We start from the raw sequence: 23,676 nt of genomic DNA, 5'->3' as shown, positions 1-23,676 counted from the left end.
TCAATCGCGTAATTCGACGCGGTCGCGAAATTGCTCCAATGCTTGAGGATTGGCCAGCGCATCGGTGTTCTTGACCTCTTGACCATGCACCACATTGCGCACGGCGAGTTCAACCACTTTGCCGCTGATGGTGCGCGGGATGTCGTTCACCGCGACGATCTTTTGCGGGACATGCCGTGGCGTGGTATTGGCGCGGATCACGTCACGGATCCGCTGCTCGAGTCCGGCGTCCAGGTCGACGCCTTCGCGCAGGCGTACAAACAGTACGACCCGCACATCTCCCTGCCATTGCTGGCCGATGGCGACGCAGTCCAGCACCTCGGTGATCTTGTCGACCTGGCGATAAATCTCTGCCGTGCCAATGCGCACGCCGCCCGGGTTCAATACGGCATCAGAGCGACCATGGATGATCATCGCGCCATGGGGCAATTGTTCTGCGTAGTCTCGCTGCGCCCAGACGCCGGGGAACAGGCTGAAATAGGACTGGCGCAGTTTCACGCCATCCGCGTCGTTCCACAAGCCAATCGGCATGGCTGGAAAATGCCGAGTGCACACCAGCTCGCCTTTTTCGCCAATCACCGGATGGCCTGCGTCGTTCCACACCTCAACGGCCATGCCCAGGCTTTTGCCCATGATTTCCCCGCGCCGTACCGGCGACAGCGGATTACCGTTGACGAAGCAGGAGACGATGTCAGTGCCGCCGGACATTGAGGCCAGGCACACATTCGCTTTGAAGTCCCGATAAACAAAATCATAGCTCTGCGGCGACAGCGCCGAGCCCGTGCACAGCAGGGTTTGCAGGCTGCTCAAATCGTGACTTTCGTGGGGCCGGGCGCCGCTGCTTTCCAGGGTTGCGAGGAACTTCGGACTGGTGCCGAACACGCTGATGCATTCGTCGTCGATCAGGTCGAGCAGGCGCTGATTGTCCGGGTAGAACGGCGAACCGTCGTAAAGCACCACGGCACTGCCCACCGCCAGCGCCGAGACCAGCCAGTTCCACATCATCCAGCCGCAGGTCGTGTAGTAAAACAAGCGATCACCGGGGCCGAGATCGCAGTGCAAACCGTGTTCCTTGACGTGTTGCAGCAGCACGCCGCCGGCACTGTGAACAATGCATTTCGGCACGCCGGTGGTACCACTGGAGTACAACACGTAGAGCGGATGATTGAACGGTACCGGGGTGAAAACCGGTTCGCCGCCGGGTTGATAAAAATCCTCCCACAGCGTGATCTCGGCGTTGCTTGCGTAGTTCTCGATACTTGCCTGCGGGCGGGCATACGGCACGATGATCAACTGTTGCAGCGTCGGCAGTTGCGCGAGGATTTCGTTGACCTTGGTGGTTTGGTCGAGGGTTTTTCCGGCGTATTGATAACCGGCGCAGGCGATCAGTACTTTCGGTTCGATCTGACCGAAGCGATCGATCACCCCGTGGGTGCCGAAGTCTGGCGACGAGCACGACCAGATCGCGCCGAGGCTGGTGGTGGCCAGCATCGCTACCAATGTCTGCCAGGTGTTGGGCAGGCAGGCAGCCACGCGATCGCCCTGACCAACGCCTGCCGCTCGCAGACTGGCCTGGAAACCGCCGACGTGTTCGGCCAGTTCGGCCCAGGTCAGTTGCGCTCGCTGGCCGTTCTCCGCCACGGCAACGACTGCCACCGCGTCGTCGCGACGGCGCAGCAGATGTTCGGCGAAGTTCAGCGTCGCCCCCGGAAACCACTCGGCGCTGGGCATTTCTGTCCCTTCGCGCAACACAGCGTCGGGCCGGGTGTGAAATCGGATGTCGAAGAAATCGACGATCGCCTGCCAGAAGTCCGGGCGCTGCTCGATACTCCATTGGTGCAGGGCAGGGTAGTCGCCGAGTTGCAGCGAATGCCGCTGATTGATCTCGCGCCGGAAAGCGTCCATGCGCGAACGGGCGATACGCTGGGCGTCGGGTTGCCAGAGGATGTCGGACATGGGTTGCCTCTTTTTATCTGATTACACATACCCCTGTGGGAGCGAGCCTGCTCGCGAAGGCGGTATATCGGACGACATCAATCGCGTATGTCAGTCCGCTTTCGCGAGCAGGCTCGCTCCCACCGGTAACGGGCGGGTCATTGAGCGAGCCACCCACCATCAATATTCCACGCCGCGCCGCGCACTTGACTGCCGGCTTCGCTGCACAAAAACAACACCAGCTCACCCAGATGCTCCGGGGTGACGAACTCCAGCGACGGCTGTTTCTCTGCCAGCAGATCATGCTGCGCCTGCTGCGCATCGATGCCTTTGGCGGCGCGATCATCGATCTGCTTCTGCACCAATGGCGTGAGCACCCAACCCGGGCAGATCGCGTTGCAAGTGACGTTGCTGGTCGCGGTTTCGAGCCCGACCACTTTGGTCAGGCCGATCACGCCGTGCTTGGCAGCGACGTAGGCAGCCTTGCCGGTGGAGCCGACCTGGCCATGCACCGAGGCAATATTGATAATGCGTCCCCAGTTTTTCTGGCGCATGCCCGGCAGGCTCAGGCGAGTGCTGTGAAACACCGATGACAGATTGATTGCGATGATCGAGTCCCAGCGCTCCACCGGAAACTCTTCAACGGCTGCAACGTGCTGGATCCCGGCGTTATTGACCAGAATGTCGACGCCGCCGAATTCGCGCTCGGCGTAAGCGATCATGTCGGCAATCTGCGCCGGATCGCTGACATCGGCGGGATGATGGCCGACCTTGCCGCCGAACCGAGCGACCTCGGCGATCACCTTCGAAGCGTCGCCGAAGCCATTGAGAATCAGGTTGGCGCCAGCCTTGGCCAGGCTCAGCGCGATGCCCAGGCCGATGCCGCTGGTAGAGCCGGTTACCAGTGCGGTTTTGCCGGAAAGAGTGGTCATGAATACCTCACACAATGCCAGTGGCGTAGAAAGTGCCGATCACCACGAAAACCGCCAGGGTCTTGATCAGCGTAATACAGAAAATATCTTTGTAGGCTTCGCGATGGGTCAGCCCGGTCACCGCCAACAGCGTGATCACCGCGCCGTTGTGCGGCAGGGTGTCCATGCCGCCGCTGGCCATCGCTGCCACGCGGTGCAGCACTTCCAGCGGAATGTTCGCCGCGTGCGCTGCGCTGATGAACTGTTCGGACATGGCCGCCAACGCGATGCTCATGCCGCCCGAAGCCGAACCGGTGATGCCGGCCAGCAACGTCACGGTGATCGCTTCGTTGACCAGCGGATTGGGGATTTGCTTGAGCCAGTCGGCCAGCACCAGAAAACCGGGCAGCGAGGCGATGACCGCACCGAAGCCGTATTCGGACGCGGTATTCATCGCCGCCAGCAATGCGCCGCTGACCGCGCTTTTGCTGCCCTCGGCGAGCTTGCTGCGGATCGCCTGAAAGCCGAACGCCAACACCATCAGAATGCCGACCAGCAGCGCAGCCTGTACCGCCCAGATGGCGGTAAGTTTGGCGATTTCGGTGGTTACTGGTGCGGCCATGCCCGGCAGCGCGAGGCTGTGGGTCTTGCCGTACCACTGCGGAATCCAATGAGTGAACAACAGATTCATGATGCCCACCGCCAGCAGTGGCGACAGCGCGATCCATGGGTTTGGCAGCTTCAGATCCTCAGCGGTTTCCGGCTCGTTGCGCAACTCGGTGCCGTAACCTTCACCGGCACGCTGCGCTTTGTTGCGCTGACGCTGAAGGAACAGCATGCCGGCGCAGAACACGAATATCGTGCCGATCACCCCCAGCCAGGGCGCCGCCCAGGCGGTGGTATTGAAAAACGTGCTGGGGATGATGTTCTGGATTTGCGGCGTGCCAGGCAAGGCATCCATGGTGAAGGAAAATGCACCGAGGGCGATGGTCGCCGGGATCAAGCGCTTGGGGATGTTGCTCTGGCGGAACATCTCGGCGGCGAACGGGTACACCGCAAACACCACCACGAACAACGACACGCCGCCGTAAGTGAGCAGGGCGCAGACCAATACGATCACCAGCATCGCCTGTCGGGTGCCAAGCAGGCGAATCGCGGCGGCGACAATCGAACGTGAGAAACCCGACAGTTCGATCAACTTGCCGAACACCGCGCCCAACAGGAATACGGGAAAGTACAGTTTGATGAAGCCGACCATTTTGTCCATGAACACCCCGGTAAACGCGGGCGCCACGGCGGACGGGTCGGTAAGCAGGACCGCGCCGAGGGCGGCGATCGGTGCGAAAAGGATAACGCTGTAGCCACGGTAGGCGGCCAGCATCAGCAGCGTCAGGGCTGCCAGGGCAATGATCACACTCATGGTGTGTCTCTCCGGAATTGTTATTTTTGTGGGGGTGGAACTGTGGAGAGGGCTATAGCGATTACCGTGCCAAATCCTCTAACCGACTGATATCTATGGGTTTATTTCGTAAACGATAAAGCGCGTGAGCGGATTTGTCTCTTTTATGAGACGGAAAAGATCGCAGCCTTCGGCAGCTCCTACACGGAAAGACGTATTCCCCCGTAGGAGCTGCCGAAGGCTGCGATCTTTTGCTCTTAAAAAACTATCTACAAAAGGAGATCAATATCTCGATATGGAGACTCAGGCAATCCCCAAGGCCACCATTTTTTTATACAGCGTCGACCGTCCCAGCCCCAGCCGAGCCGCTGCCTCCGGTACGTTTCCCTGACATTGCGCCAGAGTTGATTCGATCAATTGCCGATCAAACCGCGCCCGCGCCTGGGCAAATGTTTCGCCGACCGGGGCCTGCGTATCTGGATCAGACGTCCGCTCAACCGGTGTAAACGAGCCTATTGCCGCGCGGATGTCCTGCTCGCTCAACATCAGGTCATCACTAAGCAGCGCCGCCCGTTCCAGCACATTGCGCAGCTCGCGAATATTGCCCGGCCAGGCATGCTGCCCCAGCAGCGCCAGTGCATCGCGATGAAGTTCATGCTGGCTGCGCAGTTCTTCAAGGATCGCCTCGCTGAGTGCCGGCAGATCATCGAGACGTTCGCGCAACGGCGGCACGTTGATTGGCAGTACATTGAGTCGGTAATAAAGATCGGCGCGAAACTCACCGCGTTTGATCGCCGCCTGCAGATCCGTCGACGTTGCGGCAATCACCCGCACATCGCTCTGGATCACTTCATTGGAGCCAACCGGTTCAAACTCTTTTTCCTGCAACACCCGCAGCAATTTGCTTTGCAGCGGCAACGGCATGTCGCCGATTTCATCGAGAAACAATGTGCCGCCCTGAGCTATTTGCAACTTGCCGGTGCGTCCCTTGCGATCGGCTCCGGTAAAGGCACCCGGCGCCGTGCCGAAAAATTCGGCTTCCAGCAGCGTCTCGGGAATCGCCGCGCTATTGATGCTGACAAAGGCCTTGTGCGCCCGGGGCGATGCGCTGTGAATGGCCTGCGCAAGCAATTCCTTGCCCGTGCCGGTTTCGCCGAGCAACAACACCGGTGAGTCGGCGCTGGCGCTGCGCCGGGCGCGCCGTTTGACTTCGAGGCTGGCGGCGCTGGTGCCGATGAAGTGGGCGAAGTTGTACTTGGTCTGCCGCGCCCGCAGCAGCGAGCGGGTAGAGGCGAGTTCTTCCTGCATGCTCAGATAGCGCTTGAGCATCGGCGACAGTGTGCGCAATTCGTCGAACAGGGCGAAGCCGATAGCGCCGATTACGCTGCCGGCATCGTCGTGGATCGGCAGGCGCATGACCACCAGCGGTTCTTTCGGTGTGTCTTGCATGTCGAGCAGAATGGGCCGGCCGGTGCGTACCACTTCACGCAGCAGGCTGCCGGGGATCACGCTTTCACAGGGTTTGCCGATGGCGCCTTCGGCAGATGCCAGGCCGAAACGCCGGGCATAGCGCTCGTTCATCCAGACGATATTGGCGTCACGATCGACAATCACCGTGCCCTCACTCGACTGCTCGATGATTTCGAACAGCGAGCGGATCGCCAGAGTGCGGACTTTTTGATAGTCCTTGAGGCTTTCGGTGGTGTTCATGGAGGCTGATCCTGATGTGTTTGCCAGTGCCGGCCCATTCGCGAGCAGGCTCGCTCCCACAATGGTATCCACTACTCTTGTGGGAGCGAGCCTGCTCGCGAAGGCCGCGTCGCAGTTCCGATTATGCCTACCCCGGATGCGCCGCCGCCAACAGCTCTTTGGTGTAGGGATGCTGCGGGTTATCGAACACGTCGTGACTGGCGCCACGCTCGACTACCTTGCCGTCCTTGATCACGATCATGTCGTGGGCGAGGGCACGAACCACGGCCAGGTCGTGGCTGATGAACAGATAAGTCAAAGCGTGTTTTTCCTGCAGGTCCCGCAGCAGGGCGACCACCTGTTTCTGCACCGTACGGTCGAGGGCCGAAGTCGGTTCATCGAGCAGAATCAGCGCGGGTTTCAGCACCAACGCGCGTGCGATGGCGATACGTTGACGCTGGCCACCGGAGAACTCATGCGGGTAGCGATGGCGGCTTTCGGGATCGAGCCCGACTTCCTTGAGGACGCGAATCACTTGTTCATCGCATTCATTCGCCGTTGATTCGCTGTGCACCTCCAGACCTTCGCTGATGATCTGCGCCACCGACATGCGCGGGCTGAGGCTGCCGAACGGGTCCTGGAACACCACCTGCATCTGTCGGCGCCATGGCCGCAGTTGCTTCTGATCGAGGCCGTCCAGCGCTTCGCCCTGGAAGCGGATACTGCCTTTGGAATCGAGCAACCGCAGAATCGCCTGGCCCAGAGTCGATTTGCCTGAACCGGACTCGCCAACAATGCCCAGCGTTTTGCCGCGCTGAATATTCAAACTGATGCCATCGACCGCGCGCAGATACTGCTTGCGTCGAAACAAGCCGCCGCCAACCTGGAAGTCCACGCACAGGTCAGCTACTTCCAGGACATTCTCGCGTTCATCGCGTGGCAGCGCCTCACCCTCGGGTTCAGCGTTCAACAGCACGCAGCTGTAAGGGTGCTTCGGTGCGGTAAACAGGGTTTCGCACGGTGCCTGTTCGACGATCTCGCCGGCCTTCATCACGCAGACGCGCTGGGCGATGCTGCGCACCAGATTGAGGTCGTGGCTGATCAGCAGCAACGACATGCCCAACCGCTGTTGCAGGGATTTGAGCAGCACGAGGATCTTGCGCTGCACAGTGACGTCCAGCGCCGTGGTTGGCTCGTCAGCGATCAACAACTCCGGTTCGCAGGCCAGGGCCATGGCGATCATCACCCGTTGTCGTTGCCCGCCGGAGAGTTGATGCGGATAGGCCTTCAGGCGCTCCCTGGGTTTTTGAATGCCGACCAGACCGAGCAGTTCGAGAATTCGCTGCTGCGCATCTTTGCCGCCCAGGCCGCGATGCAGCAACAGGGTCTCGCCGATCTGCTTTTCGATAGTGTGCAATGGATTGAGCGACGTCATCGGCTCCTGAAAAATCATCGCGATGCGATTGCCGCGCAGTTCGCGCAAGACTTTCGGATCGGCGCCGACCAGTTCTTGGCCGCGGTAGCGGATGCTGCCTTGGGTTCGCGCCTCACTGTCGGGCAGCAGTTGCAGGATCGAGTGCGCAGTCACTGACTTGCCCGAGCCCGACTCGCCGACCAGGGCCAGGCATTCACCGGGGCGGATGTCCAGGCACAGATCACGCACCACGGTCTGGCCATGGAAGGCGACATTGAGGTTGCGGATTTCAATCAGGTTTTCAGTCATGGTCACGCTTCAGGATCGTGGGTCGAAGGCGTCACGTAACGCTTCGCCGATGAACACCAACAAGGAAAGGATCAGCGCCAGGGTAAAGAACGCGGTCAGACCCAGCCATGGCGCCTGCAGGTTCTGTTTGCCCTGACCGATCAATTCGCCCAGCGAGGCGCTGCCGGCCGGCATGCCGAAGCCGAGGAAATCCAGCGCGGTCAGCGTCGAAATCGCCCCGGTCAGAATGAATGGCAGATAGCTCAACGTAGCGTTCATCGCATTGGGCAGGATGTGCCGGAAAATCACCTTGCGATCAGTCAGGCCCAGGGCGCGTGCAGCCTTGACGTATTCCAGATTGCGCCCGCGCAGGAACTCGGCACGCACCACGTCCACCAGGGCCAGCCAGGAAAACAGCGCCATGATCCCCAGCAACCACCAGAAATTCGGTTCGACGAAACCGGAGAGGATGATCAGCAGATACAGCACCGGCAACCCCGACCAGACCTCGAGCAAACGTTGCCCGAGCAGATCGACCCAGCCCCCGTAATACCCCTGCAATGCGCCAGCGGCGATGCCGATCAGTGCGCTGACCAAGGTCAGCATCAGGGCAAACAGTATCGACACCCGAGCGCCAAAGATGACCCGGGCGAGCACATCGCGCGCCTGATCGTCGGTGCCCAGCCAGTTGACCGACGTCGGTGGGCTTGGCGCCGGTTTGTTCAGGTCATAGTTCGGCGTGTCATCGCTGAAAGGAATCGGCGGGAACAACAACCAGCCGCCGTCCTTGCGAATCAGGTTTTGCACGTATTCGCTGCGGTAATCGGCCTGGAACGGTAGTTGGCCGCCAAACTCCTGTTCGGTGTGGCGCTTGAACACCGGGAAGTACCACTGGCCCTGATAGCTGACCATCAATGGCTTGTCGTTGGCGATCAGTTCGCCACCCAGCGTCAGGATGAACAGACCGATGAACAACCACAGCGACCACCAGCCGCGACGGTTTTTCTTGAAGCGTTCGAAACGCCGACGCCCCAGAGGCGAGAGCTTGAACATCAGGCATTCCTCGCGGCGAAGTCGATACGCGGGTCGACCAGGGTGTAGCAGAGGTCGCCGATCAGTTTTATCAGCAGGCCGAATAGAGTGAAGATGAACAGCGAGCCGAACACCACGGGATAGTCCCGTGAAACCGCCGCTTCGTAGCTCATCCGTCCAAGGCCATCGAGGGAGAAAATCACTTCGATCAGCAGCGACCCGGCAAAGAACACGCTGATGAACGCCTGAGGAATCCCGGAGACCACCAGCAACATGGCGTTGCGAAACACATGTCCATACAGCACGCGGCGTTCGCTTAAACCTTTGGCTCGCGCTGTGACCACGTACTGTCGAGTGATTTCATTGAGGAACGAGTTTTTCGTCAGGATCGTCAGGGTGGCGAACCCGCCAATCACCAATGCAGTGACCGGCAGCACCAGATGCCAGAAGTAATCGGCGATCTTGCCCAGTGTCGACAGCGACTCGAAGTTGTCCGAAACCAGCCCGCGTACCGGAAACCAGTTCAGCGAAGTGCCGCCGGCAAACACCACGATCAGGAACATCGCAAACAGGAAGGCCGGCATGGCGTAGCCGATAATGATGGCGGTGCTGCTCCAGATATCGAAATGACTACCGTGGTGCACGGCCTTGCGGATGCCCAGTGGAATCGACACCAGATAGGTGATCAGCGTTGCCCACAACCCCAGTGAAATGGTCACCGGCATCTTTTCCAGAATCAGCTCGGTCACCGTTGCGCCGCGAAAGAAGCTCTTGCCGAAGTCCAGTTGCGCGTAATTCTTGAGCATCAGCCACAGGCGTTCGTGGGCAGGCTTGTCGAAGCCGTACTGTTTTTCGATGTCCTTGATCAGCTGCGGGTCGAGGCCACGGCTGGCGCGCGAGGCGTTGCCGGACGTCTCGCTGGCGCCACCGCCGACGCTGGCGCCGCCAATCCCCTGCAAGTGGGCGATGGCTTGTTCAACCGGTCCGCCGGGCGCCGCCTGGATGATCACAAAATTGACCAGCAGGATAATCACCAGCGTCGGAATGATCAGCAGCAGGCGCCGCAGTATGTAACCCCACATCAGTGCGGCCCTCCGGGTCTGCCGCGACTGATTTTCTCAGCGGTCATTTGTTGATTGGTCAGCGGCGTCCGGCTGATTTCCCACCAGCTCTCGATGGCTTCATCATTGCTCGCTTGCACCGTGGGAATGCCGAAGCGGTTCCACCAGACAGTCGAGGTCCCCGGCGGGTAGTAATTGGGGATCCAGTAGTAATTCCATTGCAGCACCCGGTCCAGTGCATGAGCGTAATGCAGCATGTCCGATTGGGTCGAAGCGCGGATCAGGCCGTTGATCAAGGTGTCGACCGCCGGGTTTTTCAACACCATGTAATTGTTCGCGCCCGGATCGTTGGCCGCCGCCGAGCCGAAATAATTGAGCAATTCGCCACCAGGGGAGGTGGTGACGGGGTAGCCGGTGACGATCATGTCGTAGTCGCGGCTCATCAGGCGATTGACGTATTGCGAGGAATCGATGCGGCGGATGATGAGCTCGATGCCGATCTGTTTCAGCGTGCGCTTGTAGGGCAGCAACAGCCGATCCATACCGTTCTGGCTGACCAGAAAGGTAAAGCTCAGCGGCTCGCCGGCGCTGTTGACCAGTTGATCGCCGTCCGGCTTCCAGCCAGCCTGTTCGAGCAGCTCAAGGGCTTGCAGCTGTTTGTCGCGGATGATCCCGCTGCCGTCGGTTTTCGGTGCTTCGAAGACTTTGCTGAACACCTCTTCGGGAATCTGATCGCGCAGCGGCTCGAGAATCTTCAGTTCTTGCGCGTCGGGCAACTGCCGGGCTGCCAGATCGGTGTTGGAAAAATAGCTCTGTTGGCGGATATAAACGTTGCGCATCATCTGCCGGTTGCTCCATTCGAAGTCCCACAACATCGCCAGTGCCTGACGCACGCGACGGTCCTGGAACATCGGTTTTTGCAGATTGAACACGAAGCCCTGAGCCGATTGCGGCGCTTCGGTGGCCAGGTGGGCTTTCTGCAGTCGGCCATCGCTGAGGGCAGGGCTGTCGTAGCCGATCGAATAGCCCGTCGCGGAAAACTCGCGGTTGTAGTCATAAGCGCCGCCGCGCAGAACCTGGCGAGCGACGTCGGTGTCGCCGAAGTACTCGATGCTGAAATGATCGAAGTTATACAGCCCGCGGCTGACCGGCAGGTCTTTCCCCCACCAGTCGGCATTGCGCTCGAACGTGATGCTGCGTCCGGAATCGACCTTGCCGACCCGATACGGCCCACTGCCCAACGGCGGCTCATAGCCGCCGCCACCGGCGAAATCGCGGCTCTTCCACCAGTGTTGCGGAAACACTGGCAGGGTCGCGATATCCAGCGGCAGGGTACGGTTTTCGCTACTTTTGAAATCGAAACGCACGGTCAGCGGCGCCTCGATTTCCACGCCTTTGACGTCGGCGAACTGAGTGCGATAACGCAGGCTGCCCTGGGTCATCAACAGGTTGTAGGTGTAGCGCACGTCTTCGGCGGTGATCGGCCTGCCATCGGCAAAGCGGGCCTTGGGATCGATGAAGAACCGCAACGACAGGCCGTCGTCCGAGCGTTCCATCTTCTGCGCGACCAGACCATAAACGGTGTAAGGCTCGTCCAGCGAGCGCTGGGCCAACGGCGAATACAGCAGGCCGTCGATCTGCGTTACGCCGATGCCTTTGTCTATATATGGCAGCAAATGGTCGAAGTGCCCGATTTCGATCGCCGAACGGCGCATTGTCCCCCCTTTCGGCGCTTGCGGGTTGGTGTAGTCGAAGTGACTGAAACCGGCGGGATATTTGGGCGGCTCGCCGTAAACGGTCAGGGCGTGCTGCGGGGCAGCGTTGACACCGGCGGCACCCGTGAGCAGGGCGAGGGCGGTGAGCATCAATGTGGGAAAAACCAGTCGCATCGTCAGCCTTGGAGCAGGAAATCGATAAGCGCAAGTTGTACGCGAGAGGCGCACCAGTCGCCAGCCGTATATGTAACTGAAACACAACGGCCCACCAGAAGGCGGGCCGTTGTCAGCAATCGGACGACAATCAGTCCTGACGGCTGGTGACTTCCAGCAGGTGATAACCGAACTGGGTCTTCACCGGGCCTTGTACGACGTTGATTGGCGCGCTGAACACCACGGTATCGAATTCCTTGACCATCTGGCCAGGACCGAACGAACCCAGATCGCCACCCTGGCGGCTGGACGGGCAGGTGGAGTTGGCCTTGGCGACTTCGGCGAAATCAGCGCCGGCTTCGATCTGGGCCTTGAGTTCGTTGCACTTCTCTTCGCTGGAAACCAGGATGTGGCGGGCAGTGGCTTTAGCCATGAGTCATTCTCCGATCTGTATCGATAAAAGGTGGAGCCTACCGGAATCAGTGAGCGAATTCTCGGCAAAGTTCCATCGTGGGTCTCGAATCCGGTTTACAAGTCTGCCGCTCGCAGGCGTATCGCGTGCTCGACGTACAGTCCGATCGGATCAGGTGAAAGTGTGTTGGCGCCCGCCGGTCGTCGCAGGCTGGCCAGATGATCCATTGGATAATCTGAGCGGATCACCTGGCCAAGATGGGTGCTGTAGCGTCCAACGAAACCGTCATTCTGCTGCGCTTCGGTGGTGAAATATTGCGACAGTGCACGGCATATCTCTTGAACCGGATCCGCACCCGGAAGCGCGGATTGCGGGACGACGCCGCTCCAGGAGTAGTAACGCACGCCATTGACTTGCTCGGGGCCGTGGCCGCCCCAGGTTTGCGGCAGTCCCTGCGGGAATTTGTCATTGAAATGTCCGACGCCGACCGTGGTCAGCGCGTTGAGTGCAGCTAACGCATTCTGCGGTAACGCCACGCTGCCGCTGAGCAGTGACAGGAAATCGGCAAATTGTGTCGCTACGTTCTGTGCGACAACCTCCGGGAGCTTGCCCGGAATCAGCGCCTTGCGCAGGAAGTCGGCAAGCTCCGAGCCATGGTTCGGGCCACTGACGGAGGTGACGGAAGCGACCAGGTCTGGTGCAAGCGCCGCCGCGTACCGTGCAGCGAGTGCGCCCTGGCTGTGTCCGATAAGGTTGACTTTCTTTGCGCCCGTGCCTCGCAGCACGCACGCGATTTGTGACAGCAGTTGCTCGCCCCTTGTTTCATTGTTGTGGATAGCGCAAAGGTGTGGAACAAACAATCGACATCCGGCCGCTTTCAGGGCGGATTTGACGTCATGGAACAGCTCGAAATGACCGATACGCTCGAATCCGAACAGACCGTGGATCAACAGGATGGGATACCGAGTAGTAGCATTCCGTTGCATGTTCTTACCTTTTTCGTAGAAGTTCATCGGGAAAACACCGAGCCACTCTAAAACACTCATCTTGTTGAAGAAGTACGAAGAGGCTTCACGTTTCGCTTGAAAATGGACTACGGGGCGTAAGAAATTTCGGATAGCTGTGAGATCCGAATCGGAAGTTAACCGGGTCGTTCGGCGTCATACGCCCACCGAGATACCGCTTGCCTACCTTGAGTGTGGCGTTTACCACGTCGCCGCGGCGTCTTGGGCTGACATCCAAAATCTTTGAAGAAGTCCTCAATGTGGGGATCAGTGTCGTCATCCGGGACGGCACGTCATCCAGGGAGTGGGGACGAAAATGAATAGCCATGAAGTCGAGTTTTGCTGGCGGCTGCGCCAGCCGGTCATTGCTCAAGTGTCTGCGGGATCGTTGGCCGCGCCGACGATCGACGGGCTTGAGGGCAGAGTGCTGGAGCCTGCGCTGACCAGGGCCGTTGTCAGGATCGCGCCCTATGCCAACATGACCTGCGGCGATCAGTTGGTGCTGTACTGGGAAGGACTGGATATCGAAGGCTTTGCCTATCAATACGAGCAGGTACGATTTATCAGCCAGTCCCAGGTTGGTCAGGAAGTCATCTTCGCCATCAAGGGCATGCATGTCGCCGCGCTGGACGGAGGTTCGCTACAGGTTTTCTGGACACTTCAGAGTGCGCTCGCACCGAGTCCCGTGGAGTCTTTTCGCCTGCAACTGACTGTTGGTGATGTCCGCACCGAACTGTTGCCACCACAGATAGAAAGCTCGGTGAACGGAGCGCTTGACCCATCGCGGGTAGCCGAAGGCACGCTGGTGACTTTGCAACCTTACGCGCGAATGTCGGCGGGTGACCGGGTCATGTTGTCGTGGCGCGGAAATACCTCGCCGGAGACTTTCAACGACCTGTTGAAGGTGGAGGCCTATGCCGTCGCGCAAAGCCTGTCATTCTGGGTGCCGGGCAATTGCATCGAAGCGCATCGCGGTGGTGAAGTGATTGTCGAGTACCGTGTCGAACAACCCTGTGGGGCGAGTCGGGCGTCAGAGCCTGCGAAGGTTTTCATCGGGCCGACGGTGCGTGCGCAACTGGCTGCGCCGGATGTCGTTGAGGCGGATGAAGACGTGCTGTCAGTGAGGGACTCGGTCAATGGTGTGTCCATTCTCATCGAAGGTGCGCACGTGCAGGAGGATGAGCTGATCTATCTCAAGTGTGACGGCGAGTTTTTCAGCCACCGCGATGATCTTGAAGTTACTCGGGACACCGCCGGGCAACCAGTGAGTTTTGTTGTTCCTCACCGGTTCTGGCGTGAGCATCACGGCACAACGGTCGAAGTTGCCTACACTATCGAGCGTCTGGACGACGTCAGTCAGCATTCCGCGGTGAGGCGAATCAGCGTAGAGGCTTGAGCCGGGGAAGGGCGGCCCTCCGCGCTTTTTATGCGCGGGAGGGCGACTTGCGATCAGCGGGCAGCTTGTGCGAGACGCCGTGCCGCTTCTGTCAGCAGTTGCGCGGTCGCGTTGAAGCCGAGGCAGCCATCGGTAATCGATACGCCATAGCGCAGAGAGTTGCTCAGCGGCTGGCAGCCTTCGAACAGGTGTGATTCGAGCATCATGCCGATCAGTGAATGGTTGCCGCGCAGGCGTTGTTCAAGAACGTCGTTGAACACTGAGGGCTGGCGCAATGGATCCTTGCCGCTATTGGCGTGGCTGCAATCGACCATGATCCGGCTCGGGATCTTTACACGGTTGAGGTCGGTAGTGATTTTGGCCACGCTCGTTTCGCTGTAGTTCGGTCCTTGATGGCCGCCGCGCAGGACCAGATGGGTGTCAGGGTTGCCAGCTGTTTGCACGATGGCCGGATGCCCTTGGCTGTCCACGCCGAAATGCCGATGTGGATGGGCAGCCGAGCGCATGGCGTCGACAGCAATGGCGGCACTGCCGTCGGTACCGTTTTTGAAGCCCACCGGCATGCCAAGGCCGCTGGCCATTTCTCGGTGAATTTGCGACTCGGTGGTACGCGCGCCAATGGCGACCCAGCTCAGCAGGTCATCAAAATAGTGGGCGGCCATGGGTTGCAGCAGTTCGGTAGCCACTGGAAGACCGAGCTGGATCATTTCCAGCATAAGTTCGCGGGAAAGTGTGAGGCCCGTAGCCATGTCGTCAGTGCCGTCCAGATGCGGATCGTAGGCCAGCCCTTTCCAGCCGACCGTTGTACGCGGTTTTTCAACATAGGCGCGCATCACCAGGAGCATTTCACCGCTGACATCCCGGGCCAGTCGGGAAAGTTTGCTGGCGTATTCGATCGCCGATTGCGGGTCGTGGATAGAACAGGGGCCGACGATGACCAGCAGGCGTCGGTCTTCGCCGTTGAGGATGGCGCGTACCGCTTGACGATGGGCGTTGACTTGCTGATTCAGGGCGGCGCTGAGCGGTAATTGCTGTTTGAGCTGCAACGAGCTGGGCAGACGCAGGGTCAGCGCTTCATTGGCAGAATCGAGAGTGGACAGCGGCAAAGCGGAAACGGAGGAGTTCATATTCGGTTTTCCTGGGCGGGATAGCGGGAATTTCCCGCTCACACGGCCCTACTGGGGTGTTCGACAATGGGCCGTATTGGCGGTGAGTATGTGGTTGCCACCTATGGGTGACCGATCGGAGGCGGCAGGCTGTCCCGAGCGGAGGCTGGTAAATCGCCAGGCGCTGAAGGTGTCGTAACGGTAATAAGTGGCGTAGTTCATTGTGTGTTCCTCAAAGTGTCTGGATGTCGCTGAAAAATTCGGCGCTGAAAAAACAAAACCCCCGGTCGGGAAGCCGACCGGGGGTTGAGAAATCTCTGGCAGGCGACCCGTTATCATGGGCGCCGTTTGGGTATCAGGCGCGCCAGTGGCTAAACCAATACCCAAAATAAAAATTGTCTGGAGCACAAACGTCGTTCACCCGGACAGCCGCCACCGAGCGCGGAGCGCTGGCGATGCAGGACTGTAAAGAGGCGTTCAACATGGTTTTTCTCCGTAGAATGCGCCGAGCTTACTCGACGCTGATACGCGTCAGCAATCAGAAAATGCTATTGCCTGCCGAACAAAATGGCTATCACTGGAAAACTGTTCAGGGTGAATACACTTTTGCATTTATGGGAGGAGGCGGGTAATGAGCGACCGAATCCGACGTGCCGATGGTGATGATCGTGTTTTTGCACGCGATCTGACTCGGCGGAACATGCTGCGATATTACATTGACCACGACCTGTTATGGCAGGACGAGGCGTTCGACGCAGGCTGGCAGTATCGTGACAACTGGCTGATCCTGCGGGATGAAACGCCGATCGGTTTTTTCAGTCTGAGCCAGGATGCGCGAGCGATGTATATACGCGAATTGCAGATCGATCAGGCCTGGCAAGGGCAGGGCGCCGGTTCCTGGGCAATCGATCAGGTTATCCGGATGACTCGTCAGACGCGACGCCCCTCCCTGCGGCTGACAGTGTTCGACAACAACCCGGCGCAAATACTGTACGCACGCAAAGGACTGCGCATTGTTGGCAGGGACGAGTGTTTCCTGAGGATGCAGCTCGATTTGAGTACAGCTGTGCTCTGAAAGCCACAGCCGGCAAGCCTTCAATGATGTATTGAAACTTTTTAAATGCGGCTTGCCGCTAGGTCTGTCTGGCACTTTTTGCTAAGGTGTCGGCATCCCAATAAGACCATATCGCGAGGTGTCTGCTTGATTAGGGTGCTAGTGGTCGACGACCATGATCTCGTTCGTACAGGCATTACACGGATGCTGGCCGATATCGACGGCCTGCAGGTGGTGGGTCAGGCCGAGTCAGGCGAAGAGTCCTTGATCAAGGCCCGTGAGTTGAAGCCTGACGTAGTGCTTATGGACGTCAAGATGCCCGGTATCGGCGGGCTCGAAGCCACGCGGAAACTGCTGCGCAGCCACCCGGACATCAAGGTGGTTGCCGTCACCGTGTGCGAGGAAGACCCTTTCCCGACGCGCCTGCTGCAGGCTGGCGCCGCCGGTTATCTGACCAAGGGGGCAGGCTTGCCGGAAATGGTTCAGGCCATTCGCCTGGTTTTTGCCGGGCAGCGCTACATCAGCCCGCAGATCGCCCAGCAGTTGGCAATCAAATCATTCCAGCCAACCAACGACTCGCCTTTCGATGCATTGTCCGAGCGTGAAATTCAGATCGCATTGATGATCGTCGGTTGCCAGAAGGTGCAGATCATCTCCGACAAATTGTGCCTGTCGCCGAAAACCGTGAACACCTACCGCTACCGTATTTTCGAGAAGCTTTCGATCAGCAGCGACGTTGAGTTGACACTCCTCGCGGTGCGGCATGGCATGGTGGACGCCAGCGCCTGATCATGACCGAAATCTTTGATTCCAGCGCTTTCCTGTCCACGGTCAGCGGTCGCCCCGGCGTTTATCGCATGTTCGACAGTGAGGCACGCCTGCTGTATGTAGGCAAAGCCAAAAACCTGAAGAAGCGTCTGGCAAGCTATTTCCGCAAAACCGGGCTGGCACCGAAAACGGCGGCCCTGGTCGGGCGAATCGCCCAGGTCGAGACGACCATCACCGCCAACGAAACCGAAGCGCTGTTGCTGGAACAGACGCTGATCAAGGAATGGCGGCCGCCGTACAACATCCTCCTGCGTGACGATAAGTCCTATCCCTACGTTTTTTTGTCGGATGGGCAGTTTCCGCGCCTGAGCATTCATCGCGGGGCGAAAAAGGCCAAGGGCAAATATTTCGGACCTTACCCAAGTGCCGGCGCCATTCGCGAAAGCCTGAGTATTCTGCAAAAGACCTTCTTCGTCCGTCAGTGCGAAGACAGTTACTACAAGAACCGGACTCGTCCCTGTCTGCAATACCAGATCAAACGCTGCAAGGCGCCTTGCGTGGGCTTTGTCGAGCCTGATGTCTACGCCGAAGATGTGCGTCACTCGGTGATGTTTCTCGAGGGCCGTAGCCACGCGCTGACCAACGAACTATCCACCGCGATGGAAGAAGCGGCGATCAATCTCGAGTTCGAACGTGCCGCCGAGTTGCGCGACCAGATTGCCTTGCTGCGTCGGGTACAGGACCAGCAAAGCATGGAAGGCGGAACTGGCGATATCGACGTGATTGCTGCATTCGTTAACCCCGGCGGCGCCTGCGTTCACTTGATCAGCGTGCGCGGCGGTCGAGTGCTGGGCAGCAAGAACTTTTTTCCGCAGGTCGGGATCGAGGAAGACGTCAGCGAAGTCATGGCGGCGTTTCTCGGCCAGTATTACATCAGCAGTCCCGAACGCGATTTGCCGGGCGAACTGATCGTCAACGTAGTGCACGAGGACTTCCCAGCGCTGATCGAAGGCATTCACACCCTGCGCGGGCGTGAGTTGGCCATCAGTCACAGGGTGCGCGGGACGCGGGCGCGCTGGCAGCAGTTGGCCGTGACCAACGCCGAGCAGGCGCTGGGCGCACGCCTGGCCAATCGTCAACACACTGCAGCACGATTCGACGCGCTGGCCGAAGTGCTGAATCTGGATGAGCCGCCGCAACGTCTGGAATGCTATGACATCAGTCACTCCAGTGGGGAAGCGACGGTGGCGTCCTGCGTCGTGTTCGGGCCCGAGGGCGCGATCAAGTCCGATTACCGTCGCTACAACATCGAAGGCGTGACGGCGGGTGATGATTACGCGGCGATGCACCAGGCGTTGACCCGGCGCTTCAGCAAACTCAAGGACGGCGAGGGCAAGTTGCCGGACATCCTGCTGGTGGACGGTGGCAAGGGTCAGTTGTCGATGGCTCGTGATGTACTCAACGAACTGGCGGTACCGGATCTGATCCTTTTGGGCGTCGCTAAAGGTGCTACGCGCAAGGCCGGATTCGAAACGTTGTATCTGAATGATGCTGCCCACGAGTTCACGTTGCGCGGCGATTCCCCGGCGCTGCACCTTATCCAGCAGATCCGCGATGAGGCACACCGCTTCGCGATTACGGGGCATCGCGCCCGTCGCGGCAAGACCCGCCGAACCTCTACGCTGGAAGGTGTCGCAGGGGTAGGGCCGACGCGTCGCCGCGACCTGTTGAAACATTTTGGTGGATTGCAGGAGCTGTCTCGTGCAAGCATCGAAGAGATTGCCAAAGCCCCGGGGATCAGTAAAAAGCTCGCTGAGTCGATTTATGCGAACCTGCATAGCGAGTAGAATGCCCCTTCACCTCGTAGCCAGTTGTGCCGATGAATATCCCTAATCTGATTACCGTTCTACGCGTTCTGCTGATCCCGATCTTCATTTTGCTGTTCTATCTGCCTTACCAATGGAGTTACATGGCCTCCGCCTCGGTGTTTGCCTTCGCCGCCGCGACCGACTGGCTGGATGGCTATCTGGCACGCCGACTGGAGCAAAGTACCCCGTTCGGTGCATTCCTCGATCCGGTGGCCGACAAGCTGATGGTTGCCGTCGCTTTGGTCTTGCTGGTGCAGGAACACGGTAATCTTTGGCTTACTCTGCCAGCGGCGGTGATCATCGGTCGCGAAATCGTCGTTTCGGCATTGCGCGAGTGGATGGCCGAACTCGGCGCGCGGGCACAGGTGGCCGTTTCGAATCTGGGCAAATGGAAAACCGCTGCGCAGATGCTTGCACTGGTGATTCTGCTGGCCCATCCAAAGGCTTTCAGTTTCTGGGTCGTGCTTGGTTATACGCTGCTGATGGTGTCGGCAGGGCTGACATTGTGGTCGATGGTTCAATACCTTCGCGCCGCCTGGCCACATCTGAAGACCGATGTCGAAAAGAAATAAAACTTTTTTGAATCAAGGGGTTGACGGGGCTTCTTAATTCTATAGAATGCGCCACACCAAGCGGGAATAGCTCAGTTGGTAGAGCACGACCTTGCCAAGGTCGGGGTCGCGAGTTCGAGTCTCGTTTCCCGCTCCAATTTGTACAGTGTTTGTTGTTGTGCTACTGACAGCGAATACTTTGAGGCCGAGTAGCAAAATGGTTATGCAGTGGATTGCAAATCCACCTACGCCGGTTCGATTCCGACCTCGGCCTCCATCATTAAAAACCTCGTAGATCAATGATCTACGGGGTTTTTTATTGTCTCTGGAAAAGTGCGTGCATCGTGAACAAGGTCACTCTGCAAGGTAACCACCCGTTTTGATATGGCTAGTGCCTTCCACGGTCAGATTCGAAAAGAAGATGCAGCCGATGAGCCGTGCGAATAGCGTCAATGTGTCGGCGAGGTCAGGGTTATCGAAAAGCACAGCTCTCGAATCCAGCGCACACAGCGCCCCCCAGAGTCTTCCATCAGGCAGGAAAACTGGCGCCCCTGCGTAGCTTTCAATTGAATACTGTTTTACGACCGGGCGGGTACAAAGTCTGCCGTCCTTACTGATTTGCGGCAGAAAAAGCACTTGAGGGTCTCTGCGAAACTCACTGCACAGCGTAGTTTCAAGTTCCAGCGTGTCGCCTACGTTGATTCCCAGTTCGATCGGATCATACGCCGAGCAGACAATCCACTCCGTTTCGGTAAATTTTGCGATGCCGGCGAAGCGCGTACCGGTCAAACGGGTGACGAGCTGCAAAATATTGGTCGTCGCTTCGATCTCGGCGATAGCCGAACGCTCCTCTGGGCTCAAAGCTGCTTTGAGAACTGTGTCACTCATTTGCATCGGTTGAATCTCCTGATGACTTGTACATCCCTGAGCTGAGCGCTCTGCTGATCTACTATAGCGTCAGCACCGGTACGGCGGGAACTTGGTGGAGCGTGCTGCTTATGTTTATTGTGGATCCCGGCATCACTTTTTAGCGTAGACATCCCTGCGAGTTCCAACGCAGCTTCAAGCAAACTCCGTAGCTTCATGATTTACCGGGCTTTTTGGTTTTGGTCCGCCGCAAGATTTAGTCGTTAAATAGACCACTGCGAACTTGCTTCACCGGGACGTCATGTATATATTCCCCGCTCGGCTTTTCCAAGTAGTCATCGAAGCTGAGCAAAGCAACACCGCGCTACCGCCCGAATGGCGAAACTGGTAGACGCATGGGACTTAAAATCCCCCGCTCGTAAGGGCGTGCCGGTTCGATTCCGGCTTCGGGCACCATATAAAACAAGGGCTTGCATGAATTTCTTCATGCAAGCCCTTTGTTCTTTTTTCCGCAATAATTTTTTCGTTTCCGCAATCGGTCATTTTGTAGGGGTCACCTTCAGACCTTTTCGTTGCCGGATGTACTGCTCTGTCATGCCTACCGTTGTGTGCCCGAGCTGGTCGCGTGCCTGCAAAATGTTGCCGGTCGATTCCTCCTTGTCCGTCGCTGCTTTTGCCCGCAAGTCCCGCATTTGAAAGTCAGCCTTCGGAATGCCAGCCGCTTCCCGAGCATCATCAAACCGTTTTCGTAACATGCTCTTGGTCATTGCCTGGCCATCCTCCATTACCACCAATCGCGTCGATCTGATTCGGTGGCCAACCTTGCGCAACATGATTCTGTCAATCACTGTTTTCAGTTCGCCCATTATTTCAATACGCCGCTTCGCGCCAGTCTTTCCCTGTTGAACCGCAAGTTTTCCGTCGCGGATATCCCGCTCGTCCATTTTCAATGTGTCCGCGATTCGCTGCCCGGTCAGATAGAACAAGTCCAGCGCATCCCTGAGCGGTTGATCGGCGCACTTGTAGGCGCTGGCAAAAAGATCATCTTCGACATAGATATCGCGACCTGTCTCCTTGTGCCCTTTAACGCCAGCACACGGATTTGCGAGCGATGTATAACCGCTTGCGCGCGCGAAGTTCCAGATAGAACTAAGTAACGCTTTCTCTCGGTTCGCCCGAACCGGCGCAGTTTTACCACGGTGTCGTAGATATTGATTTACGTGCTGAGGCTCGATCGCTTCAAGGGGAGCAGGCGGGTCATTGAAGAACAACAAAAGGTTTTTCAGCTCCCGTTCATTGTCCTTTTGTGTGGCGTGCGCCTTCGTTGGCACCACTTCGAGCATGTAGCGTTCAGCTACATAAGCAAAGGTAATAACCGTTTGCGCGATGGCCTGGGAGACACGACTTTTTTCGAGCTTTGCATATTCAAGAATTGCCAACCCGTAGTCCGTGCCCAGGGGGATTTCTTTGCGGGGCTTCCCGCCAGTGTCATAAAGGTAATAAATAGTCTGGCCACGCTTTCTCTCGCGTAGCCGGGGAATGCTCCCCGGCTTAGTTGGTTTGCGTCCCATTTAACTCACCAGGCGTGGTTGCCACGTGGGTTTCTCGGTCGCAGCCGCGCCGACAGACTCCCCTGTCAACGCCGAGGCGATGACGCACGGCCAGCCGCTGCGCTTGATCGTGTGGCGGATTCCATTACGTTTGAGGATGATTATCTGGCCAGCTTTAGTCTTGGCCCCGGTCAGGGTGCACACTTCTTCGTGGCTCAAGAACTGAACGTTGCTCATGGGTATACCTCGCCATGCCGGTGGAGGCTGACTGTTGATTGCCGCCCTATGGCGGCAGAAAGTTGGAAAGGTCTGGTTAATCGCTGCTGTAACTGGAACCGCTGTCACTAGAACTTGACGAGCTGTAATCACTGGAGCTTGAAGAGCTTGAGCTGTAGTCGCTGGAGCTCGAGGAGCTGCAGCCGCTGCCGGAGTAGTGACTGCTTGCAGGGACGCTATGACTACTTGGCTCGCAGTGACTTTGAGGGCGGGGCGGTTCGGATGAGTCGACCTGGTTGAGAGGGTTAAGCGGGCTGATGGGACTCAACGGATTTAGCGGATTGAGGGGGTCCGCTGCAGGCTCGCTCCTGGTGGGCGCAGGCGAGGCCGAAGCAGACTCTACAACGCGTGTGTCTTTGGGCTTGGATTGGCTTTCGACCCACTTAATGAGTTCTGCCTCATCGTCAGGACGAACCTTAAGTTCAATCCATCGAAGACCTCGTATGATTCCGAGGATCTCGGTCGGACACATTCCTCCGCGCTCGGCAAGTCGTTGCAGTGACTGGCTGTGATTGCGTACAGCCTGAGGTTCGAAAGGTTTGAGTAGATCCATCGGGATGGATTTGATCTTGACGCCACGCATGACGGGCATGTTTTCAATAGACATAGTGATTCCTTGTTCGCCGTTCATCGGCAGGTCAAACAGAGATTTATGGGGGGAAGGGGGCTGATGTATCGTGAGCGCTGCTCGTCCGGTGCTGACGCATACATCCGGCAGGTGGACAGTGTCAGTGCCGGGCGAGCCCCCTAGCGCTGCCTCAAGCGGCGCATGTGCCAGGGGCTGTCTGAATAAGTTCGGCTGGAACACTGACCACATCGCCCAGCTTTGCGCTCACTATGGCTCGGCAGACGGCCACCAACGGCTGATCTGCACCTTGGGCGAAATCATTGCCGCGAATATTCACCCATGCCACCCAGACATCGTCGGAATGCTGGGGGCTGTGCAGATTGACGTGATGCTTCTTGATTAGCGGCCCCCCGCAGTGCCAGCAAGCCGAGGGAGCGTAACCATTTTCAGCGTTACCGATGGGTATTGCCAATGACCCGAACAGCGCGAATCTTTTCTCGCTAAATGTGCGGTTCGGGATACCTTCCGCCTCTGCTACGGCCCAATCAAGCGATGGTCCGATCAGGTTTTCGATCTTCACTTCGATCATTTCTTCAGGCATGACTTCGTCCTTACCGCCATAGCGGATGACTTTGAAAAGGAGGGGTGTTGTTGTATCG

General features: G+C 58.3%; 20 protein-coding genes and 3 tRNA genes. 8 read left to right on the top strand and 15 right to left on the bottom strand.

The features are described 5' to 3' along the window. From VNV36_RS05520 to VNV36_RS05475, 10 genes are all read right to left on the bottom strand, one after another. Positions 1-1,956, bottom strand: coding sequence for an acetoacetate--CoA ligase (locus VNV36_RS05520; RefSeq protein ID WP_325716877.1), 1,956 nt, complete (start codon positions 1,954-1,956; stop codon positions 1-3). Positions 1,957-2,093: 137 nt separating this feature from the next. Further along, a complete protein-coding gene (gene hbdH / locus VNV36_RS05515; protein ID WP_325716876.1) occupies positions 2,094-2,867 on the bottom strand; it encodes a 3-hydroxybutyrate dehydrogenase in 774 nt (257 codons plus the stop codon). Between the two features lie 7 nt (positions 2,868-2,874). Then, complete coding sequence (locus VNV36_RS05510) at positions 2,875-4,266, bottom strand: GntP family permease (RefSeq protein ID WP_325716875.1); 1,392 nt, start codon at positions 4,264-4,266, stop codon at positions 2,875-2,877. A gap of 282 nt (positions 4,267-4,548) precedes the next feature. Continuing rightward, entirely contained in the window at positions 4,549-5,955 is a 1,407-nt protein-coding gene (locus tag VNV36_RS05505) for a sigma-54 interaction domain-containing protein (protein ID WP_325716874.1), read from the bottom strand. A 127-nt stretch (positions 5,956-6,082) separates the two neighbouring features. Continuing rightward, a complete protein-coding gene (locus tag VNV36_RS05500; protein ID WP_325716873.1) occupies positions 6,083-7,657 on the bottom strand; it encodes an ABC transporter ATP-binding protein in 1,575 nt (524 codons plus the stop codon). A gap of 9 nt (positions 7,658-7,666) precedes the next feature. Further along, positions 7,667-8,689: an ABC transporter permease gene (locus tag VNV36_RS05495; RefSeq protein WP_325716872.1), complete on the bottom strand. Its 1,023-nt coding sequence runs from the start codon at positions 8,687-8,689 to the stop codon at positions 7,667-7,669. After that, on the bottom strand, positions 8,689-9,750 hold the full coding sequence (locus VNV36_RS05490; protein ID WP_325716871.1) for a microcin C ABC transporter permease YejB: 1,062 nt from the start codon (positions 9,748-9,750) through the stop codon (positions 8,689-8,691). Before VNV36_RS05490 ends, VNV36_RS05495 begins: the two co-directional genes overlap by 1 nt. Next, positions 9,750-11,618 (bottom strand): extracellular solute-binding protein, encoded by a 1,869-nt coding sequence (locus tag VNV36_RS05485; RefSeq protein WP_325716870.1) that lies wholly within the window; start codon positions 11,616-11,618, stop codon positions 9,750-9,752. Before VNV36_RS05485 ends, VNV36_RS05490 begins: the two co-directional genes overlap by 1 nt. Positions 11,619-11,748: 130 nt before the next feature. Further along, positions 11,749-12,030, bottom strand: a complete 282-nt coding sequence (locus VNV36_RS05480; protein WP_310659059.1) for a peptidylprolyl isomerase — start codon at positions 12,028-12,030, stop codon at positions 11,749-11,751. Positions 12,031-12,125: 95 nt separating this feature from the next. Further along, positions 12,126-12,995: an esterase/lipase family protein gene (locus tag VNV36_RS05475; RefSeq protein ID WP_325716900.1), complete on the bottom strand. Its 870-nt coding sequence runs from the start codon at positions 12,993-12,995 to the stop codon at positions 12,126-12,128. Positions 12,996-13,329: 334 nt separating this feature from the next. Between VNV36_RS05475 and VNV36_RS05470 the strand changes: the two genes are divergently transcribed. After that, entirely contained in the window at positions 13,330-14,409 is a 1,080-nt protein-coding gene (locus VNV36_RS05470) for a hypothetical protein (RefSeq protein ID WP_325716869.1), read from the top strand. Between the two features lie 53 nt (positions 14,410-14,462). Here the strand turns inward: VNV36_RS05470 and VNV36_RS05465 are convergent, their stop codons facing one another. Then, positions 14,463-15,536, bottom strand: coding sequence for a 3-deoxy-7-phosphoheptulonate synthase (locus VNV36_RS05465; protein WP_325716868.1), 1,074 nt, complete (start codon positions 15,534-15,536; stop codon positions 14,463-14,465). Between the two features lie 610 nt (positions 15,537-16,146). Here VNV36_RS05465 and VNV36_RS05460 point away from each other — a divergent pair. From VNV36_RS05460 to VNV36_RS05435, 6 genes are all read left to right on the top strand, one after another. Next, positions 16,147-16,590 carry a GNAT family N-acetyltransferase gene (locus tag VNV36_RS05460; RefSeq protein WP_325716867.1) on the top strand — a complete coding sequence of 148 codons (444 nt, stop codon included), beginning with the start codon at positions 16,147-16,149 and terminating at the stop codon, positions 16,588-16,590. A gap of 126 nt (positions 16,591-16,716) precedes the next feature. Next, a complete protein-coding gene (gacA, locus tag VNV36_RS05455; protein ID WP_024012761.1) occupies positions 16,717-17,358 on the top strand; it encodes a response regulator transcription factor GacA in 642 nt (213 codons plus the stop codon). A 2-nt stretch (positions 17,359-17,360) separates the two neighbouring features. Further along, positions 17,361-19,184: an excinuclease ABC subunit UvrC gene (gene uvrC / locus VNV36_RS05450; protein ID WP_325716866.1), complete on the top strand. Its 1,824-nt coding sequence runs from the start codon at positions 17,361-17,363 to the stop codon at positions 19,182-19,184. 32 nt (positions 19,185-19,216) lie between these two features. Continuing rightward, on the top strand, positions 19,217-19,777 hold the full coding sequence (gene pgsA, locus VNV36_RS05445; RefSeq protein ID WP_325716865.1) for a CDP-diacylglycerol--glycerol-3-phosphate 3-phosphatidyltransferase: 561 nt from the start codon (positions 19,217-19,219) through the stop codon (positions 19,775-19,777). A 60-nt stretch (positions 19,778-19,837) separates the two neighbouring features. Beyond that, positions 19,838-19,913 (top strand) — tRNA-Gly (locus VNV36_RS05440). A 46-nt stretch (positions 19,914-19,959) separates the two neighbouring features. Next, positions 19,960-20,033 (top strand) — tRNA-Cys (locus VNV36_RS05435). Positions 20,034-20,110: 77 nt separating this feature from the next. Here VNV36_RS05435 and VNV36_RS05430 read toward each other — a convergent pair. Continuing rightward, positions 20,111-20,644: a GAF domain-containing protein gene (locus VNV36_RS05430; RefSeq protein WP_414705496.1), complete on the bottom strand. Its 534-nt coding sequence runs from the start codon at positions 20,642-20,644 to the stop codon at positions 20,111-20,113. Positions 20,645-20,992: 348 nt separating this feature from the next. Here VNV36_RS05430 and VNV36_RS05425 point away from each other — a divergent pair. After that, positions 20,993-21,079 (top strand) — tRNA-Leu (locus VNV36_RS05425). An 83-nt stretch (positions 21,080-21,162) separates the two neighbouring features. Here the strand turns inward: VNV36_RS05425 and VNV36_RS05420 are convergent. The 3 genes from VNV36_RS05420 to VNV36_RS05410 all read right to left on the bottom strand — a co-directional run bounded on the left by VNV36_RS05420 (position 21,163) and on the right by VNV36_RS05410 (position 23,618). Then, positions 21,163-22,194: a tyrosine-type recombinase/integrase gene (locus VNV36_RS05420; RefSeq protein WP_325716863.1), complete on the bottom strand. Its 1,032-nt coding sequence runs from the start codon at positions 22,192-22,194 to the stop codon at positions 21,163-21,165. Continuing rightward, positions 22,195-22,410, bottom strand: a complete 216-nt coding sequence (locus VNV36_RS05415) for a DUF4224 domain-containing protein (RefSeq protein ID WP_325716862.1) — start codon at positions 22,408-22,410, stop codon at positions 22,195-22,197. A gap of 797 nt (positions 22,411-23,207) precedes the next feature. Next, positions 23,208-23,618: a phage protein NinX family protein gene (locus VNV36_RS05410; protein WP_325716861.1), complete on the bottom strand. Its 411-nt coding sequence runs from the start codon at positions 23,616-23,618 to the stop codon at positions 23,208-23,210. Between the last annotated feature and the right edge of the window lie 58 nt (positions 23,619-23,676).

This window comes from Pseudomonas sp. (assembly GCF_035554175.1).
Taxonomy (GTDB): domain Bacteria; phylum Pseudomonadota; class Gammaproteobacteria; order Pseudomonadales; family Pseudomonadaceae; genus Aquipseudomonas.
This window is presented reverse-complemented; position numbering and strand designations above follow the sequence as displayed.

Excerpts from the sequence above, each read along its gene's own strand:
- VNV36_RS05520 (WP_325716877.1), bottom strand. The coding sequence starts at position 1,956 with ATGTCCGACATCCTCTGGCAACCCGACGCCCAGCGTATCGCCCGTTCG.
- hbdH (WP_325716876.1), bottom strand. The coding sequence starts at position 2,867 with ATGACCACTCTTTCCGGCAAAACCGCACTGGTAACCGGCTCTACCAGC.
- VNV36_RS05510 (WP_325716875.1), bottom strand. The coding sequence starts at position 4,266 with ATGAGTGTGATCATTGCCCTGGCAGCCCTGACGCTGCTGATGCTGGCC.
- VNV36_RS05505 (WP_325716874.1), bottom strand. The coding sequence starts at position 5,955 with ATGAACACCACCGAAAGCCTCAAGGACTATCAAAAAGTCCGCACTCTG.
- VNV36_RS05500 (WP_325716873.1), bottom strand. The coding sequence starts at position 7,657 with ATGACTGAAAACCTGATTGAAATCCGCAACCTCAATGTCGCCTTCCAT.
- VNV36_RS05495 (WP_325716872.1), bottom strand. The coding sequence starts at position 8,689 with ATGTTCAAGCTCTCGCCTCTGGGGCGTCGGCGTTTCGAACGCTTCAAG.
- VNV36_RS05490 (WP_325716871.1), bottom strand. The coding sequence starts at position 9,750 with ATGTGGGGTTACATACTGCGGCGCCTGCTGCTGATCATTCCGACGCTG.
- VNV36_RS05485 (WP_325716870.1), bottom strand. The coding sequence starts at position 11,618 with ATGCGACTGGTTTTTCCCACATTGATGCTCACCGCCCTCGCCCTGCTC.
- VNV36_RS05480 (WP_310659059.1), bottom strand. The coding sequence starts at position 12,030 with ATGGCTAAAGCCACTGCCCGCCACATCCTGGTTTCCAGCGAAGAGAAG.
- VNV36_RS05475 (WP_325716900.1), bottom strand. The coding sequence starts at position 12,995 with ATGCAACGGAATGCTACTACTCGGTATCCCATCCTGTTGATCCACGGT.
- VNV36_RS05470 (WP_325716869.1), top strand. The coding sequence starts at position 13,330 with ATGAATAGCCATGAAGTCGAGTTTTGCTGGCGGCTGCGCCAGCCGGTC.
- VNV36_RS05465 (WP_325716868.1), bottom strand. The coding sequence starts at position 15,536 with ATGAACTCCTCCGTTTCCGCTTTGCCGCTGTCCACTCTCGATTCTGCC.
- VNV36_RS05460 (WP_325716867.1), top strand. The coding sequence starts at position 16,147 with ATGAGCGACCGAATCCGACGTGCCGATGGTGATGATCGTGTTTTTGCA.
- uvrC (WP_325716866.1), top strand. The coding sequence starts at position 17,361 with ATGACCGAAATCTTTGATTCCAGCGCTTTCCTGTCCACGGTCAGCGGT.
- pgsA (WP_325716865.1), top strand. The coding sequence starts at position 19,217 with ATGAATATCCCTAATCTGATTACCGTTCTACGCGTTCTGCTGATCCCG.
- VNV36_RS05430 (WP_414705496.1), bottom strand. The coding sequence starts at position 20,644 with ATGAGTGACACAGTTCTCAAAGCAGCTTTGAGCCCAGAGGAGCGTTCG.
- VNV36_RS05420 (WP_325716863.1), bottom strand. The coding sequence starts at position 22,194 with ATGGGACGCAAACCAACTAAGCCGGGGAGCATTCCCCGGCTACGCGAG.
- VNV36_RS05415 (WP_325716862.1), bottom strand. The coding sequence starts at position 22,410 with ATGAGCAACGTTCAGTTCTTGAGCCACGAAGAAGTGTGCACCCTGACC.
- VNV36_RS05410 (WP_325716861.1), bottom strand. The coding sequence starts at position 23,618 with ATGCCTGAAGAAATGATCGAAGTGAAGATCGAAAACCTGATCGGACCA.